This is a genomic window from Cloacibacterium sp. (assembly GCF_047601505.1).
Lineage (GTDB): Bacteria > Bacteroidota > Bacteroidia > Flavobacteriales > Weeksellaceae > Cloacibacterium.
In genome coordinates this window covers 1,185,318-1,202,463 of record NZ_JASGJD010000001.1, presented here as the reverse complement: position 1 = coordinate 1,202,463, position 17,146 = coordinate 1,185,318, and the positions used below count along the sequence as shown (strand labels likewise).

General features: G+C 31.2%; 12 protein-coding genes. 1 reads left to right on the top strand and 11 read right to left on the bottom strand.

The features are described 5' to 3' along the window. Positions 1-16 precede the first annotated feature (16 nt). Positions 17-1,573, bottom strand: coding sequence for a RagB/SusD family nutrient uptake outer membrane protein (locus QM746_RS05695; protein WP_414983332.1), 1,557 nt, complete (start codon positions 1,571-1,573; stop codon positions 17-19). A 12-nt stretch (positions 1,574-1,585) separates the two neighbouring features. Then, positions 1,586-4,621: a SusC/RagA family TonB-linked outer membrane protein gene (locus QM746_RS05690; protein ID WP_414983331.1), complete on the bottom strand. Its 3,036-nt coding sequence runs from the start codon at positions 4,619-4,621 to the stop codon at positions 1,586-1,588. A gap of 604 nt (positions 4,622-5,225) precedes the next feature. On the opposite strand from QM746_RS05690, the gene QM746_RS05685 reads away from it, so the two are divergent. Next, complete coding sequence (locus tag QM746_RS05685) at positions 5,226-5,915, top strand: NUDIX hydrolase (RefSeq protein ID WP_414983330.1); 690 nt, start codon at positions 5,226-5,228, stop codon at positions 5,913-5,915. 409 nt (positions 5,916-6,324) lie between these two features. Here QM746_RS05685 and QM746_RS05680 read toward each other — a convergent pair whose 3' ends face one another. The 9 genes from QM746_RS05680 to QM746_RS05640 form a co-directional block, all read right to left on the bottom strand. Then, entirely contained in the window at positions 6,325-7,473 is a 1,149-nt protein-coding gene (locus tag QM746_RS05680; RefSeq protein ID WP_414983329.1) for a cytochrome-c peroxidase, read from the bottom strand. Between the two features lie 2 nt (positions 7,474-7,475). Beyond that, entirely contained in the window at positions 7,476-8,993 is a 1,518-nt protein-coding gene (locus tag QM746_RS05675) for a DUF6850 family outer membrane beta-barrel protein (RefSeq protein ID WP_414983328.1), read from the bottom strand. Between the two features lie 25 nt (positions 8,994-9,018). After that, the gene (locus QM746_RS05670; RefSeq protein ID WP_414983327.1) at positions 9,019-10,230 is read right to left on the bottom strand and encodes a DUF4876 domain-containing protein; all 1,212 of its coding nucleotides are present in this window, start codon (positions 10,228-10,230) and stop codon (positions 9,019-9,021) included. Between the two features lie 13 nt (positions 10,231-10,243). After that, entirely contained in the window at positions 10,244-12,988 is a 2,745-nt protein-coding gene (locus QM746_RS05665; RefSeq protein ID WP_414983326.1) for a TonB-dependent receptor plug domain-containing protein, read from the bottom strand. A gap of 526 nt (positions 12,989-13,514) precedes the next feature. Then, entirely contained in the window at positions 13,515-14,456 is a 942-nt protein-coding gene (locus QM746_RS05660) for a HipA domain-containing protein (RefSeq protein ID WP_414983325.1), read from the bottom strand. Continuing rightward, positions 14,449-14,784: a HipA N-terminal domain-containing protein gene (locus tag QM746_RS05655; protein WP_058878324.1), complete on the bottom strand. Its 336-nt coding sequence runs from the start codon at positions 14,782-14,784 to the stop codon at positions 14,449-14,451. Before QM746_RS05655 ends, QM746_RS05660 begins: the two co-directional genes overlap by 8 nt. After that, positions 14,781-14,993 carry a helix-turn-helix domain-containing protein gene (locus QM746_RS05650; RefSeq protein ID WP_078703592.1) on the bottom strand — a complete coding sequence of 71 codons (213 nt, stop codon included), beginning with the start codon at positions 14,991-14,993 and terminating at the stop codon, positions 14,781-14,783. Before QM746_RS05650 ends, QM746_RS05655 begins: the two co-directional genes overlap by 4 nt. Positions 14,994-15,551: 558 nt before the next feature. Next, positions 15,552-15,779, bottom strand: a complete 228-nt coding sequence (locus tag QM746_RS05645; protein ID WP_414983324.1) for a hypothetical protein — start codon at positions 15,777-15,779, stop codon at positions 15,552-15,554. Next, the gene (locus tag QM746_RS05640; protein WP_414983323.1) at positions 15,769-17,130 is read right to left on the bottom strand and encodes an ATP-binding protein; all 1,362 of its coding nucleotides are present in this window, start codon (positions 17,128-17,130) and stop codon (positions 15,769-15,771) included. Before QM746_RS05640 ends, QM746_RS05645 begins: the two co-directional genes overlap by 11 nt. Positions 17,131-17,146: the final 16 nt, after the last annotated feature.

The following is a 17,146-nucleotide window of genomic DNA, read 5'->3' as shown; positions in this document are numbered from 1 at the left end:
GGGTTTTATTTTTTATTTACCATCCTGGGTTTTGAGTAACTCCATTAGGATTATTATCAATTTCAGATAATGGTATTGGATAGTATTCTCTTCCTGTAGAATAGGTAGTAAATTCGGTATCTCTTGCTTGTAACCAAGATAGTTTAGAAGCATCTTGTAACCATCCCCATCTTCTAATATCATCAAATCTATGTCCTTCGCAAGCAAACTCTAAAAATCTTTCGTGAGCTATTTGATCTCTCATTTGAGCTTGTGTCATATTAGGCTTTACTGTAGCTAAATCTGGCAATTTTGATCTGTCTCTAACTCTTTGAATAAATGTGTATGCTTGTTGTGTAGAACCTAATTCATTAAGGCATTCTGCATACATCATTAATACGTCTGCATATCTCATCAATCTTTCGTTAACACCTGAACGCCAGTCATATTCATTAGCAAATCTACCATCAGAATTTTCGTATTTTTTGCTGTAATATCCGTTTAACAAAGCTGTGTTATTTGCATAATATTGAGAAAATAATACTCCGTATAGTTTTACGTGTGGTGCATTATAAAACATGGTAGCGTCTAAACGAGGGTCTACATCTCCAGTAGTTGTTTTTTCTTGTTGAAATTCGTCAAATAATGCTTTTGTAGGTTGCATATCATTGAAACCAAATCCCGGAGGGCCATAAGTTACAGCTCTTGCAGAATATTTACCCCAGCTTGAACCTGGAGCACCAATCCATCCTAAATCTGCACCTCCTAATGTTCTAGAAAATTGAATTTCAAAAATAGATTCAGAATTATTCTCATTAACATCTGTAAAATTATCAGAATAATTTGCTACTAATGAATAAGCTCCTGAATTAATCACATTTTCAAATTGAATTTTTGCATTTGCATAATCTTTAGTAAATAAATATGCTTTCCCTAAATATGCTTGTGCTGCTCCTTTTGTAGCTCTACCTGTATTTCCTTTATCCAACCCTGTAACATCATCATAAGTAACTGGTAATCTGCTAGCCGCTTCTTTAAAATCTGAAATCACTTGTGCCCAGCCTTCGTCTACTGTTTTTTGAGAATGATAAAGTTCTGTATCTAATGGCAATGGAACTCTTCCAAATAATTTTACCAAATGATAAAAATACAAACCTCTAAGGAAATAAGCCTGTCCAATAATTCTTTCTTTTAACTGAGCATTTTCAAAATTAATATTTGGTACATTTTTCAGTACTTGATTGGCTCTATAAACTCCTTGATAATATTCTCTAAATGCCCAACCATAAATTGATTCGTCTGCAACATTGGTGGTAAATTTACCAGTATTGTACATAGCGGCCCAAGGAGATTCGCTTTTCATATCATCTCCTTTAGAGTCTAATAATAATGGGGTACTTCTCATATAAGTTCCTTCATATAATAATGCTTGATAAACTGCGTTTACACCTTCTAGAGCATTTTCGTCTGTTTTCCAAAAATTTGCTTCTGTAGTGGTATTTGGGTCATGTTGATCTAAATCAGAATCTTGCACACAAGAAATAGCACTAAGAGAAAATATGCTTGTCGCAATTAATATATATTTAATTTTCATAATTTAAAGTTTTTAAAAGTTAGCTTCTAAACCGAAAGAAATTGTACGTGGATTTGGGAATGAACCGTATTCAAAACCTCTAGAGAATAAACCATCACTAATAAAATCTGGGTCATAACCTTTGTATCCTGTAATAGTCCATATATTTTGTCCAGAAGCAAAAATTCTTATTTTCTTTAGGTAATCTGATTTTATTGGAATATTATATCCCACTTCTAAAGATTGTAGTTTTAAGTAATCTCCTTTTTCTACAAATCTGTTTGATGCTCTGTTATTAGCATTAGGGTCAGACATTACAGGTCTTGGGATATTGGTATTAGTATTAGTTGGAGTCCAATAATTTAGCATATCTGTAGAATGGTTAACTAATTGTCCTACCATAAGAGCAGAATAGGTTCCATTATAAATATAGTTACCTGCACTACCTTGCCAGAACATAGAAAAATCAAAATTTTTGTAACTTCCACTAAAATTTAAACCATAAGTAAATTTCGGAATAGTTCTACCTAGATAGGTTCTATCAGCATCGGTAATTTGACCATCTCCATTTAAATCTTTAAATTTGATATCACCTGGCTGTGCGTTTACTTGAGTGGCATGATTTTGAATATCTGCTGTATTTTGGAAAATACCTTCAGCAATCCATCCATAAAGTTCACCAGCAGATCTACCGACATCTGTTTTAGAATTTATTCCATAGATTGGATTGTTATCACTTCCCACATTTAATACTTTATTATTTAAAGTAGAAAGGTTGGCACTAACGGTGTATTTAAAATCTTTATCATTATTAGAATAACTTAATAAGAAATCAAATCCATTATTTTTAACAGAAGCCGCATTAGTAAGAATTGAGTTAGGAAAACCGCCTGAAGAATACGGAAGTGGTACAGAAGCTAAAATATCATATGATTTTTTTTCATAGTATTCTGCTACAAAGTTTAGTTTATTAAATAATCCAATTTCAAATGCTACATTGGTAGTTTCTGTAGTTTCCCATTTAATATTTGGGTCTTTTATTGGAACTACAGTAGTCCCAGAATGAATTGCGTTACCAAAAATATAGCTTGCAAAAGGATTTACCGTGTTTTCCCAAGCATATACACCAATCGTATTGTTTCCTAATCTACCCCATCCTCCTCTCAATTTCAATAAATTCACATAATCTGGCAATTTTAAAAATTCTTCTCTATCTAATCTCCAACCACCTGAGAAAGAAAAATATTCGCCATGATTATTTCTAGGTGCAAACTTAGAAGACTTATCTTGACGGAAATTAGCTGTTAAGAAATATTTTTCTTTATAATTATAATTTAATCTACTAATATAAGATATTGCAGTAGTGGTATTATTATACTCTCCTCCATCTCTACTATCTGCATATTCTATTTGTGCAATAGACCCTGCACTATACCCTACACCTCTAGACCATTGATTATAGTTATCATTTTTTTCTTGAATCCAACCTGCCATAACATCAAACTTATGTTCTCCTAGTTTTATATCATAGGTTAACAAGTTATTGATAAAAGTAGTTGTAAGATGGCTAGATGAAACATCTAATTGAGACTCACCTGGTTCCGTCACATAATACCAACCTAAATCTGATACAGGAACAAAAACTCTTGAATTTACATTTAATCTATCAAAACTTACGTTGAGTTTATATTTAAGATTTTTTAATATTTCATATTCTCCCCATACGCTTCCCATAAAACGATGTCTTTTAGCGGTATTGGTAATTAAATGATTATAACCAATAATATTTAAAGAAATTGCCGCTTGTGTATTACGGTCTGTACCACCATAACCACCTAATCTATTTGGATCATATACTGGCATCGTAGGAATTGCCTGAAGCAAATAAATTAAAGGTGAACCATTATCATATGCATTGAAATTTTCTTTATCAGACTGAGTATAAGAAATTTTTCCTCCATAAGAAAACTTACCTTTTTTACCACCAAAATTCATATTCATAGAATATCTTTCATAATCTTGAGGTGTATTCATGTAGGAAGTATTTTTAAAGTAATCTAAATTCACAGCATAATTAATATCTTCTGTACCTCCATTCATATTGATGGTATGATTCTGAAGTGTTCCTGTTCTAAAACCTTCTTTTTGCCAATCTGTATCTACATTACTTATGAAATTTGGATTGCTAGGATCGTTAGCAGGAAGAATTGCTTGTCCAGAATTTAAATAAGCTTGATTCGTAATTTGTTGGTATTGTTCTCTATTTGTAACACTTAGTGATTTAGGAGCACTTTGATAACCATTCAAAACACGATATGTTAAATTCAATTTTCCCTTTTTACCTTGTTTTGTTTGAATAATTACAACACCATTAGCACCTTGAACACCATATATTGCCGCAGAAGATGCATCTTTTAATACACTTATTGATTCTATATCCGATGGAGAAAAATCATAAGGATTTGTTACAATAACTCCATCTACAACAAAAAGTGGATTATTATTATTAAAAGAAGAAATACCTCTAATTTTAATATTTACAAAACTTCCAGGCTCACCAGAAGATTGAACTGTTACACCAGGAACCTGCCCTTGAAGCATTTTAGCAGCATCATAAGTTATAGTCTTTTTTGCATCTGTAACGTTTACAGCAGCTACAGAACCTGTTAGGTCTGATTTTTTTTGTTTACCATAACCAATTAGTACAACTTCATCTATTGCAAGAGTGTTGTTTTTAAGTTGCACATTTACTTTATGGTCTTTACCTACTTTTACTTCTTTACTATCGTAATCATTGTAAGTAAAAACTAAAACATCATCAGGATTAGCTGTAATTTTATAGTGTCCTTTTTCATCACTTGTAACCGTTTGATTGGTATTAGCTACTGTTACAGTAACATTAGAAAGTGGCTTGCCATTAGATCTAGATGTTACAGTTCCTTCTATCACTTGCTGTGCAAATATTGTTCCTGAGGCAGACATAAATAACACAACAAAAACCTTTTTTGAATAAGAAAAAAACATATTTTTTCTTACTACTTCCAAAATGGAATCTATTTTTTTGCTCATATGTAAAGGTATTAAATGTAATTTTTACACTTCTAAAGTAAACGAAAGAATCTATTCTCAAAAACATTTTTTTAACTTTTTTTCAAAAACGTTAAAAAATCATACTTACGAACCTCACAAAAAGAGACAAAAAAATCCTATAATTCTACTAGAAAAAAAATTGAAAATTTAAACAAAAGTTTAATTTATACAAAATATAAAAACCTCAATTTCAATTATTTAAAAAAATAAAATTTGAAAAATTAACTCAATGATAATCAAAAATCAATCTAATGTTAACAAATAAAATTGGTGAAAATTTCAAAAAAAAAGAAAATTTCAAAAAGAATGATTTTAACATTTTGTTAACATTTATTAACTGAAATTAACAATTTTTATCAGCGAAAAACACCCGAATTTCCTAAAAAAAACTCCCAAAATTTGACCCAATTTTGAAAAAATTTGACTTTTCTAAAAAAAATCTAATCTTGAATCTTATTTTAAAAAGAGAAAATGACAATTTAATAAATGCAAAAAAAACACTTATTATATAAAGTAATCATTTTGAAACCTTTATATTTGCATTTAAATTAATTTTAAATCAATTAATTTAACTTTTAAGTGTATGAAAAAAAGAGATTATTCGCAATACGATAGATATTTATTAGCTGTAGACTGTATTGTTTTTGGGTTTGATGGCGAAAATTTAAAAATTCTAATTACAAAAAGAAATTTTGACCCAATGTACGGAGAATGGTCTTTAATGGGGGGATTTATGAAATCTTCTGAAACATTAGACTGTGCAGCAAGTAGAATTCTTACCACACTTACAGGGCTAGAAAATGTATATCTGGAACAATTAAAATGTTATAGTGAACCAGATAGAGAACCTACTGCAAGAATTGTCTCTACGTCTTATTATGCACTTATTAATATTAAAGAAAATATACAGATAAACGAAAAATATTCTGCAAAATGGTTTGATTTTGAAGACTTTCCGTCTTTGATATTAGACCACAATTTAATGATTGAAGATGCTATTAAAAGATTAAGATATAGAGCATCTACTCAGCCAATAGGATTCGAACTTTTACCAGAAAAATTTACGATGAAAGATCTTCAAAATCTTTATGAAGCCATCTTTAACGAAAAATATGATAAAAGAAATTTTATTAGTAAAATAAATAGCTTAGACATTCTAATTAAAACAGACGAAAAAGATATGACATCGTCTAAAAAAGGTTCTTTTTTATATAAATTTGATGAAAAAAAATACAATAAAAAAGCTTCTAATGGTTTTCTTTTTAAAATCTAATTCCTTTCGTCATTTTAAAAGAATTTAAATTAACGCAAAAATTGATAAACATGGAAACTATGTTCGGAGTAAAGAATAAAACTATTTAAATACCTCTAACTTAAATAAGTTCATATTATGATTTTTTTTAATACTATAAATTCTATTTTTTTCTTTCTTATATTACAGAATATTCTTTTATATTTCAAAAACCATTCGTTTGCAAGCATTTGAAATATACCTCATAAAATTATATTTAGTAATTAGTAACTTCACAAAACTATCGTATATTTGTGAATATGTTCGAAATCCACTTCGCGGACTTAGAACATCATGCGTTTTTACAAAAGTTCTTCGGTAAACTTAGAAACCTTATTCTGGAAAGTTAGTTTTGCAATTCACATTTCACATTCGTTTACTTTAAATAGATTTATTCAGTAGGAAACTCTGGTCTTCTCATTTTATATTTCGTTCCGTTGAGAGATTCTAAAAATGAGATTAAAGCAGATTTTTCGTCTTTTGTAAGTTTTAAAGGTTGCAAAAGAGAATCGGTAACGGGATATAAAGGGTCTTTCTGTTTTTGTTCTGGTTTTGGGTCTATCATGTGCATTCCGCTGTTGTAAACATTCACAATCCCTTCAAGGTCATCAAATAAACCATTGTGCATCCAAGGTCTCGTTAAGTTGAGGTCTCTCAGTTGTGGAGTTCTGAATTTGCCAACATCTTCCGCTTTTTTAGTTATATTGTAAAGTCCTAAATCTTCGTATTGTCTTTTATAATAAGTAAGTCCTATATTGTGGAAAGACTCGTCGGTAAGGTTTTGACCGTTGTGACAGTTCATACAACGTGCTTTTGTACGGAATATGTGCATCCCATATATTTCTTTGTCTGACAAGGCATCGTATTTTCCATCCATAAATTGGTCGAATCTACTTGGCTGACTTTTAATTGTTTTCTGGAATTCTGCCAAAGCTTTTACGATTCTGTTATAAGTTATTTTCTCGTCTCCGTACGCATTTTTAAAAAGCTCTTTATAATTTTTAATTTTTTCAATTTTTTTAGGAAGCTTTTTAATGTCCATCGCCATCTCGTTATGCGCACCAAGAGGACCAGAAGCTTGTTCTTCTAAAGTCTGCGCACGTCCGTCCCAGAAAAAAGATTTTCTATTGGCGATATTATAAAGCGAAATAGTATTTCGGTTCCCCATAAGATGGTCATTTCCTAAAGCGATACGCCTTCTATCTGTCCAGCCCATTTCTGGGTCGTGACAAGAACTACAAGAGATTTGGTTGGATTTTGATAATTTAGGATCAAAGAATAACATTTTCCCAAGAATTACTTCAGGACGATCTTGCTCTACAAAAAATAAAGAATCTCTTTTGATAGAAGAAAATTCTTTCCAAGAAACGCCTTTATCAATATTTGGCATTGGCCATTCTGCAATTGCTTTTTTATAGCTTTTTATAATCTCCTCTATGGTCGGGTCTGGATTATTCATCAAATTTTGTCCTACTTTTGGTGTAAAACTCAATAAAATAAAAATGAAAACAACGGAAATTGAGATAAAAAAATTCTTCATTATTAAAATGTTATACCTAGACTTAGGCTTGTAAAATTATTGTTTTTTTCTTTAACTGTTTTTGTAATCCACTCACCGCTTATGAAAAAAGAAGGAAGCTTTTGAATTTTAAAATCATAACGAACAAGCGCTCCTACTGTAATAATATCACTTGTCAGGATGTCAAAATCATCAAGAATCCATTCTAGTTTTCCCGAGCTTACATTGGTATCTAATACGTTTATAGCTTTATTAACACTTCGATACTCGTAATTTGGTCTGAAGGTTAACACCTGATTTTTTTTGATTTCAAGTTTCAAATCTAAATCTAATCCGAAAGTATATGCGTCGTATTTCTGACCAGAAAAAGGATAGATTCTGCGGTCTGTAACTTCTTGATAAGAGAAAAATGGAATTGCTGTAAAAGTATATTTTTCTTGGTTTAATTGATATAAACCTTTTATACTGGTGGTATATTGCTCTTTTTTGTAAGCTTTTCTTTTGAAAATAAGCTGTGTGTTATCTGAATTGCTGGTGTAGCCATATTCTGTACCCGTTCTAACAGTAGAATTATAATTAAAAATTAACCCAATTCTATTATTTTTTAAAGTAATGAATTTGGCAGCTTCTATTTGGGATATTTTGTTCTCCAAATCACTGGTGTCATAATAGCGATTTCCTACTCTTGGATAGGTTCCTTTTATATTATTGGAGCTAGAAAGTGAACCGATGATATAAAAGTCTTTTCCATTTTTGCTAGAAATTTGTCCGCCAATTTTATAACCAAGTTCTTCAAATTGTGTATTAACACTGTTGTTGAAAAAATAATTAGTATAACCAAATCCAATGGATTGATAGACTAATGGGAAGCTGACTTCATTTACAAAGGCTACTCCACTATTTTGTGTGTACTTATTAAACTCCCCGAAGATTCCTAGTTGGTAATCTCTATAAACTTTATAATTAATACCTGATGAAAGCAATAGGTCTGATGTGGTATTTTTCAATCGCGGATCTATTGAACGATATGCCATTTGGGCTTCATAACTTCCAGAAATTCCAAAAGAAAAACGATTCAATTTTTTAGCATAGCCTCCTGCGAAATGATAAGTTTCTAAATTAATATCTCCTCCAATAGAATCTAAAGTTACATAAGGTGCAATTCTTTCGAAATCTAAATTCTCGTTGTAGCGAAGGTTTTTTCTAGTCATGTTGCTATAACTTGCATTTCCCCAAACAACACTATTCGATTTTAATTTTTTAAATGAATTGGTTTTTAAGCTCAATCCTGTATCTCCAGAACCTATCTGTCGTAGATACGTTTTTTGATTGTCAGATTGATAGTTCACACTAAATTCTGACATTGAAAAAGAACTATAATCCGACTTATTTGCCGGATTATAGTAAAAATTTTGGTTTTGTATTCTTTCTTCGTTGTATTGATTATTAATCGTAGAAAATAGACGCAAACTGTCTTGTGCTGAAACAGAAATCAGACCAATACAAAAAGAAAGAAAAATGAAAAATTTTGATTGATACATTATTAAAAATGATTATTCCAAAATATTATTTAACGATACCGTCTTTTAAACTAGGTTCAGAGTTACGAACGAAATCTAAAGTAGAATTGTTGGTATCTTTGTAAAGATTTTTACCATTAGACATTAATCCTAATACTTTTCTTCTTACAGATTTTGAATTATTTTTAGGGAAAGCACTTGTCCATCCAGAATCTAGTGAGGGATCTGTTAAAATATGCAAGAAATCTTCATCTGTACTATTATTAACCGCATCAACAATCCAAGAGTTTGGAATTTCGTAAGCACTTACATTTCTGACTGTACCAGCTGAAGTGGTATAACTATAATCATATTTATGATTCTGAAGGAAAGTCTGTTCATTTTCGCCCTCTGGAAAACGTGCAATAACATAACTTTCTATACTGGTTGCATACAAGAAAATCATATTGTAAGCCATTTTAGTGTACATAACTTGCATATTTGGAACTGCAGGATTATCCACTTGACCTAATGATGGATTAGAAGATGGAAACTCGAAATCTGCTTTTGTTAAATCAAATCCATTATCTTTTGTATGATTAATAGCATTGTCAGCAATTACAATATAACTTCCTGGTTGTACAGGATATTGTTTTCCTGTATCGCTTTTAATATACATTGCACTTCCAACTGGGAAAGCCTGATTGATGTGATAAGGTGTAATTTCTCTTTTAACGGAGCTTAAAAATTCAGATGTAGCAATAATTAGATTATCAGCATAAAGAACATTATCCGTATTATTTGTTAACTTGAAATATCTAGAATTGTTATAATTTTTACCATCATTTGTTTTTACACCTGTAAAGAAAACCTCTTCTATTATAAAGTCATTGTTAAATTGCTTAATAATCAATGGTAAAGATAGATTTACAACACCTGTTGTAATATCTTGTTGAGCAGTTGCGCCTACCTGAACTTCTTCATTATCTTTTGTGATCACCGTTCCGTTTGCTGTAATTTTATAAGAGCCATAAGGTAATTCAAAAGAATAAGCACTTGCATTTTCTAGAGTTTGTTTGGTGATTGCTCCAGAATTGGTTTCCATGATTTCTATTTCAATTGTCTTGTACGTGGCAATATTATCTCCTGCTAGAGTTACAGTAAGAACGCTTTTCTGAGCAACTTGCGTTGCAAAATCGTCATCGCTAGAACAAGATACGATTACAGAAGAAAAAGCGAGAGCAGCACATATGCCAATTACTAAAAATCTTTTTTTCATAATATATTAAATTTTAAAAGTTATAATTAAGTTCCATTCCGAAATAAGGTTTGTTTCCAGTTTGTCTTTCTATTTTGTTTCCTAAAAAGTAATAAGGATGCTCATAGTTGAAAAGTCTGTTAACAAACATTGATGTTTTAAGGTTTTTATAGATAATTTTGGTTACTTTGAAATTGGCTCGGATGGTATAAGTATATCTGGTAGAAATATTATCTGTAACAGAAACATTTCTTACAAGCCATTGTTTGTAAAGGTCTGTTTTGTCGCTTTCCACGAAAGGTTGTATAATACCATCTAATCCTACATAAGAAATTGGCTCAGGAATTCTTTCATCTTTTTTCTCGTAGTTGTACAAAGAGCCTTGCAGAGAAGCAGAAACAATTAATCCCAGATTAGGAATAAAAGTATCAACGATAAGATTATAATTAAGATTTTCGTTAATGTATCCTAAGTCGCTTTGATAGATTCCATAGTAAGGATAAGAACTTCCTCCTAAAGAAATAGACGGACGCTCTAGCACGGGAACCGTATTTCTGTATTGAGTTTTAAACCAAGCTCCTGTTAAGGTAAATTTGGTATTAATGCCTTTTATTCTCGGTGAAGTATAACCAAATTCAATTCCATCTTTAATTGTTGCACTTCCGTTTTCCGTGATGGTATAATTTCCAAATTCTCTAATGGTTTCGTAAGGAACATTGGTTAAATCTGGCCCATTTTCTCCCCATTGAGATATATCAATATAAGCCGTATTATAGCTTTTATAGGAGTTAATCTGAGTTTGTAAAGTATTTCGGAATCCATTATTAAGGTCTTCTCTGAAATAGGTAACGAAAAATTCGTGTCCTCGATAGCTTAAATCCAAACGAATTTCTTTCTTAATGTTTTTTGCAGCCGTCAGATTTTTATTTTCGCGGTTTTGAACGTAAGTCATAAAGTTAACGTAACGGTAGTTTTCGTCATTGTGATAATAGTTGACCTGAGCATAATCTATGAATCTGCTATTTGGGTATAACATCAACAAAGTTGGTTGTTTGTACAAAATTCCGAAGCCTAATGTTACATCCGTTTTCAATGGATAATTTCCAATCATCAAATGAGGCAAATTGTATTGGAAATTAATTCTTGGCTCTGCAAATATTTTTTTACTGATGGCAAATGAATTGTCTATTCCTAAAAGTTTTGAAACTCTTAAACCCGTGTACAAAGAAAATTTGTGTTGATTAAGGTTATAAGACATTTGATTGCCTGCGAAAAAAGCCAAATTTTGCCACGCAGGAATATCACTGAATTCTCTTGGTCTCGTTCCAATGGTTGCAGAAGGAGGTGTACTTAAATCCCATTGTTGCCCTTTTCCAAAGTTTTTAGAATACTTCCAGTCAAGACCAATTTCGTATTGATTATTGAATTTTCCTAATTTTTTAGTTCCTGAAGCCTGAGCAAAAATGGATAAATCTAATGGTTTTCCGTCTGTTGAAGATTCTGCAACATATCTTGTACTGGGAAAGATTCCAATATTTTCTCCAGCAGTGGTTGCTAGAGAAAGAGCTCTTGGACCAGAAAGTTGCACTAGTTTTACTTGTTCTATTTTTTCGAAACCTTGTCTAATCGCTGTATTTAAAGTTAGCTTATCAAAAATGGATTGAGCATCCAATTTATAAATGAAATTATTAGTAAAACTAACTCTCTGATTAGAATTTGTATAAGAATCTGTTAAAGCATAACCTGTATCAGGGTCATATTTCTTTTTATCTATATTGTTAGAAAAATCTATATTAGAGCGCCATTCCAAAGGTTTTTGCCAAAGTTTTGTAATTAATTTGGAACGCAATGAAGCTGTGATACGCTGATAATTTTCGAATTCATCCGTTGGGTCTTGTTTAGAATCTAAATAATCCAGATTAGCATTAAGACTCCAGTTTTTATTCATCAGAAAACCTTTGCCAATATAATATTGCTTGCTAAATCCATCAGCTTTGAATCTCGCCTCCAAAGGTGAACGTCCTATTTTTCTTTCAATTTTGACTAATCCAGAAGTCAAATCCCCATACGCTGCAGAAGGAATTCCTCTTATAATTTCTACTTTTTCAATGTCATTGGTAGATATGGTTCGCATATCTGTACCAATAGCGGTAGTATTTCTACTGGCTGCAGCTTGCAACATTTGGTCATTATCAATAGAAGTTTGCAAATTAGCATTGGTATTCCATACATTATCATCTATCATAAACTGTATCCCAAGAGAAGTTGTATTGTATGAAGACGGACCACCTGTATTTTCTCTTAGCACAATTCTATTGGAAACACTTAAATTAGGATCCCGAGACAAACCCCCTGGAAGAAGTTCCATAAGGTCAGCAAAACTGGAAGGTTGCAAATGTTGCATCGATTGTCTATCAATCACAGATTTGCTTGTTAATCCCTTTCCTTCTTTTGCTGTAATGACAACTTCTGCAATTTTCTTTTCTTTTTTAAGTTCTATTGTATGAGTTTGTGAGCTTACTACATTAAGATGAATCTCTCTTTCTTCGAAGTTTTTTAATGTAATTACTAGAATATGCTTCCCTTTTGGAAGTAAAAGTGTAGCTATACCTTCAGAATTCGTATTTGCTTTTTTTTCCTCATTTTGTCTTACAACAGCTTGTGCCAAAGGTTGCTTCAAGTCATTTAAAACTTGAATTGTAACAAGGAAATTCTCAGATTGAGCTTTGATATGGATAAAACCAAAACTAAAAAAAAGTATAAAAAAATATTTAAGCACTCTAGTTATTTTTAAAAACAAGACTGCAAATGTAGAATTTTGATTGAATTAATCAAAGTTTATTTAGAATAAATTAAAATAACAATTGTTTTTTTTCTTTTCCTTCTATAAATTAACATAAATTTTAGCTTTTACAGGTCGAAAGCATACATACTCCAAGTTCAGTTTATAGTAATAAATAAATCTGTGACAAAAACGATTAAAATCAAGCATTTTCAAAAACATTGAAAATAAAAAAATCGCTGTAAACATTACATTTACAGCGATTTAACTATTTATTCTAATCGACTTTAATCAGTCCTTACTTGACTTCTTCAAAAATAACGATATATGAAAATCAACCAGTTATGATTTTATGGTACAAATATGGTACAGATAAAAGATCGTGAACATTGTCTTCTTTTTTATTCTTTTGCCGTTTTCTTTAATTTATTAATGTATGAAAAATAATTCATAAATATCAAAATTAAAGATTAACGCGTATTATTTCATACATTAAATTTGTCGGTGAAAAAAATATAATTTTTTATTGAAAGATTAGCAATCTATATTGGAGCAGTTTGATATATTTTTCTTGATGTTCTTTACTTAAATAGGATTGATGAATGAGTGATAACATTTTCTTCTCTGATTTTAGAAAACGTTTAAAAGTATTCTCCACTTGTTTTTGGTTTAATCCTAATTTTAATCCTAAATTAATAAAATCGCTTTTGGAAAGTTTTTTCTTTTTTCCACCAATAGTTAATGCAGATTCTTCCTTATCCTCAGGTAAATGAAGTTGAACGTTGAGCAAATCGTAAGCAGGAGATATTTCCCAATTTTCACCATTTAATATGAGCGAAAAATTTTTGAGATGCATATCATTATTTCCTGTAATGTAACAGAAAATTACGATTTCATAAAACCTCATTAAATCTAATAAAGTGTTTGCAGAATGCTCTTTAATCGCTTTTCCAACCTTCTCTACTGAACCACGATATTTATCAAATGCTTCTAAGATTTGAAACATATCCAGCATGTGAATTTTATTTCCATTATCGTCTCTGTCAATTCGTTTTGTAATGTAGGATAATTCGCCAGATTTTAAACGAATGAGTGAGGACATCACGGTAGTAATACCGCATATTTCAGCCATTTTCATCGTCAGATGTTCATTTTCGGGCATTTCCGAAAAAGTGGAATTTTGCGGTTTTAAAATATAGTTTCCTCCCAAAGCACCAACAACCGTTAATCTACCTCTGTTTGCATCCTTTAGAACATCTTTAATGAAGCCCATTGATAATTTTGGCTGAACTCCTGGAACTGCAACGGAAGTTTCAATGACTTGTTTAGCCAACATTTCCATTTCCTGCAACGTATAATCTAAAATTGGAGGATTAGTTGTTCCAAAGAATTTCTGACTGCAATGCGGATGAAAATCCTCTTCGCCCATTACTTCTTGATAGCAATATAGACATTTTTTACCCATCACTTTTCACAATTATAGGTTCTACACTTACTGCACCAATGCAATTTTTGCAACACGCCAAAAGCAATCCCATTCTGTCGTTTTTGTTGATTTTCCAACTTTCGGAAGCTATTTCCAACAGCCAACCTTCCGGAATTAATCCTTCAAAAAAAGGGAACAACCTATTTTCTCTATATAATTTCTCGGAAACAGGCATTGAAAAGGTAATGAACTGATACGGAAATTTTTGAATATAATCATTATCATATTCAAAGGTGTAATCTCCATCGTTGGTTTCCGTAACGACTCCTGCAAAATGATTTTGATAAAAAACTTTTCCCTGTCTCATTTTTCAATTTCTTTTAAATTGGCAGGAACAAGTTTACTCCCAAACATCAGAAGTACCTGATTTACTTTTGACAAACTGAGATTTTCTTTTCCCTGTTCTATTTTCCGAACCACTGTAAGGGCAACACCTGCTCTTTCAGCAAATTCTTGTTGGGTAAGATTGGCTTCTTTCCTTTTTGTCTTTATAAAATTGGCTAGGTTAACGTACATAATTATATGCTTTTGCAAATATTTTATGCAAATATATTAAATTATATGTAAAAGCGTATAAAATAATTAAATTTGCAATAATTATATGCAATTAGATATATAAATTTAGTATTAAATACATTATCAATTAACAAATAAAGACTTTATAATATTAAACCCTTCGGACAACTTGTCTGAAGTTAATAATATTTTAAAATGAGCTGTTTTAAGCCCCTATTATATTGTGCATTAAAATCACTGTTTAAATGTCTTGCTAAATCTTTTGAAACTTTACCATCACAAACCAATACTTCATTCTTAAATTCTGATTTGAATCGTTTCTCAAGATGATGAATTGTATCTACATATTCTGAAAACAGAATAATTTTTCTGTTCGGCTCATTAGCTAGAAGGCGTTTTATTTTTTTTATAATTTCTTCCTGCTTAGGATCATTCTCTACTAATTTTAAGTCTTTCAGTCGCTTTTGAATATCTTTAAATAATTGAATATCCGAATCTATATCATCTAAAATCTCTTGTCGCCTATGAAAAATATCAACATTATAAACTTCATTGTTTTTAGGAGTTTTTCGTTTGAGCGCCTAAATAATTACAAACTTGTAACCCCACTAACAATTTTATTTTTTGTTGAGGATTTTTTTGAAGACTCAAGTAGATATCTGACCATCCTGAAAAATAAAAATAACCTACCAGAAATTTCAGCTCATCACTAATAGAAATCAAAGTATTCAATCTTCCTTTTAGTGTTTTCTGTTGTTTATTATTGGTAATAAAATTATTCGACATTGTATTTAGTGATAAAGTAATTGATATATTGTTTTAAATACGTCCCTAAATAATAGGGCAAATTCATTAACAAGTAAGGTTTACCTTCTGGTGTAACGGTTTCTTCAATGTTGAATTTTCCCCCATACATTCTGACTGCGAATTGATGAGGGGCTTGATTCACAAATTGATGCAAAGATTTCAAACTTCCCGTTTTCCCCGATTTAATTTCAATAGGAATCAAGAATTTTCCGTGAGCAATGAGCAAATCCACCTCTGCTGATGATTGCGTTTTGTCCCGAACCCAAAAGTTGGTCTTTTTGTAATCCGTAATATTCAAAGACAAAACTTCCTGATTGATAATATGAGGTATAATCGCTCCTTTGTATGCTTCGTTAAGGTCTTTCATTAGCAACAAATCGGCTTGAATATTCAGATCAAAATTTAAAATTCCTGTATCCAAAAATTGTAATCGTGGCGATTTTTTATAATCTGGAAGAATTGGCGGCTCTACATTGGTACAAGGATAAATTACCTGAATGACCTTTGCGGCATCTAAATTATTAAATGCCTCGCTCACTTCCCTCGACTTATAATTAGAGTGTCCGAAATTTTGAAATTTAATCCTTTGGTCAACAAATGATGCAGCGGTATTTACGATGTGTTTCATCACATTTTCTTCCGATTTACTATCTGCGTATTTTATCACATCATCTTTGTAGGTATTCCAAATACTTTCATAAATCTGTGGAAGGGATAATAAATCTTTATTAGCAACATAGTTGGCGACAATTTCAGGCATTCCTCCAATAATACAATAAGTGTGGAACTCTTTCATCAAAAGTTCGTGGGCAATGTCGTCAACGGGAACATTCCGAAATCTTTCTAACAAATTCTTTTTTCCTTGTGCTTCAAGATATTCCTGAAAATTTAAAGGAAACAGATACAGATAATTAATCCGACCTACTGGATAATTTTTAGTTTTCTTTAAAGTATGCTCCAGCAAAGAACCCGCAGCAATGACATTCAATTCTGGCAAGTCCTCATGAAAATAACGCAAAAAAGAAATAGCTTTTTCGGATTCCTGGATTTCATCAATAAAAAGCAGTGTTTGGGGGAAATCTTTTGGAGAGATTTCATTTTTTAATGCCAAAAAATTGACCAATTCCTGTACACTATTACTCCGTTCTACGAGACTAGCATCTTCGCTTTTCTCTAAATTAAGTTCTATAAAATGGGTATAACTTTCCCCGAAACTACGAACCAAGGTCGTTTTTCCTACTTGTCGAGCTCCTCTTAGTATCAACGGCTTGGCATTGGAACTCGTTCTCCATTGAACCAACTCATGAAAAATATGTCGTTTAAAATTCATTCCCTTCATAAAACAA

Excerpts from the sequence above, each read along its gene's own strand:
- QM746_RS05695 (WP_414983332.1), bottom strand. The coding sequence starts at position 1,573 with ATGAAAATTAAATATATATTAATTGCGACAAGCATATTTTCTCTTAGT.
- QM746_RS05690 (WP_414983331.1), bottom strand. The coding sequence starts at position 4,621 with ATGAGCAAAAAAATAGATTCCATTTTGGAAGTAGTAAGAAAAAATATG.
- QM746_RS05685 (WP_414983330.1), top strand. The coding sequence starts at position 5,226 with ATGAAAAAAAGAGATTATTCGCAATACGATAGATATTTATTAGCTGTA.
- QM746_RS05680 (WP_414983329.1), bottom strand. The coding sequence starts at position 7,473 with ATGAAGAATTTTTTTATCTCAATTTCCGTTGTTTTCATTTTTATTTTA.
- QM746_RS05675 (WP_414983328.1), bottom strand. The coding sequence starts at position 8,993 with ATGTATCAATCAAAATTTTTCATTTTTCTTTCTTTTTGTATTGGTCTG.
- QM746_RS05670 (WP_414983327.1), bottom strand. The coding sequence starts at position 10,230 with ATGAAAAAAAGATTTTTAGTAATTGGCATATGTGCTGCTCTCGCTTTT.
- QM746_RS05660 (WP_414983325.1), bottom strand. The coding sequence starts at position 14,456 with ATGGGTAAAAAATGTCTATATTGCTATCAAGAAGTAATGGGCGAAGAG.
- QM746_RS05655 (WP_058878324.1), bottom strand. The coding sequence starts at position 14,784 with ATGAGACAGGGAAAAGTTTTTTATCAAAATCATTTTGCAGGAGTCGTT.
- QM746_RS05650 (WP_078703592.1), bottom strand. The coding sequence starts at position 14,993 with ATGTACGTTAACCTAGCCAATTTTATAAAGACAAAAAGGAAAGAAGCC.
- QM746_RS05645 (WP_414983324.1), bottom strand. The coding sequence starts at position 15,779 with ATGTCGAATAATTTTATTACCAATAATAAACAACAGAAAACACTAAAA.
- QM746_RS05640 (WP_414983323.1), bottom strand. The coding sequence starts at position 17,130 with ATGAATTTTAAACGACATATTTTTCATGAGTTGGTTCAATGGAGAACG.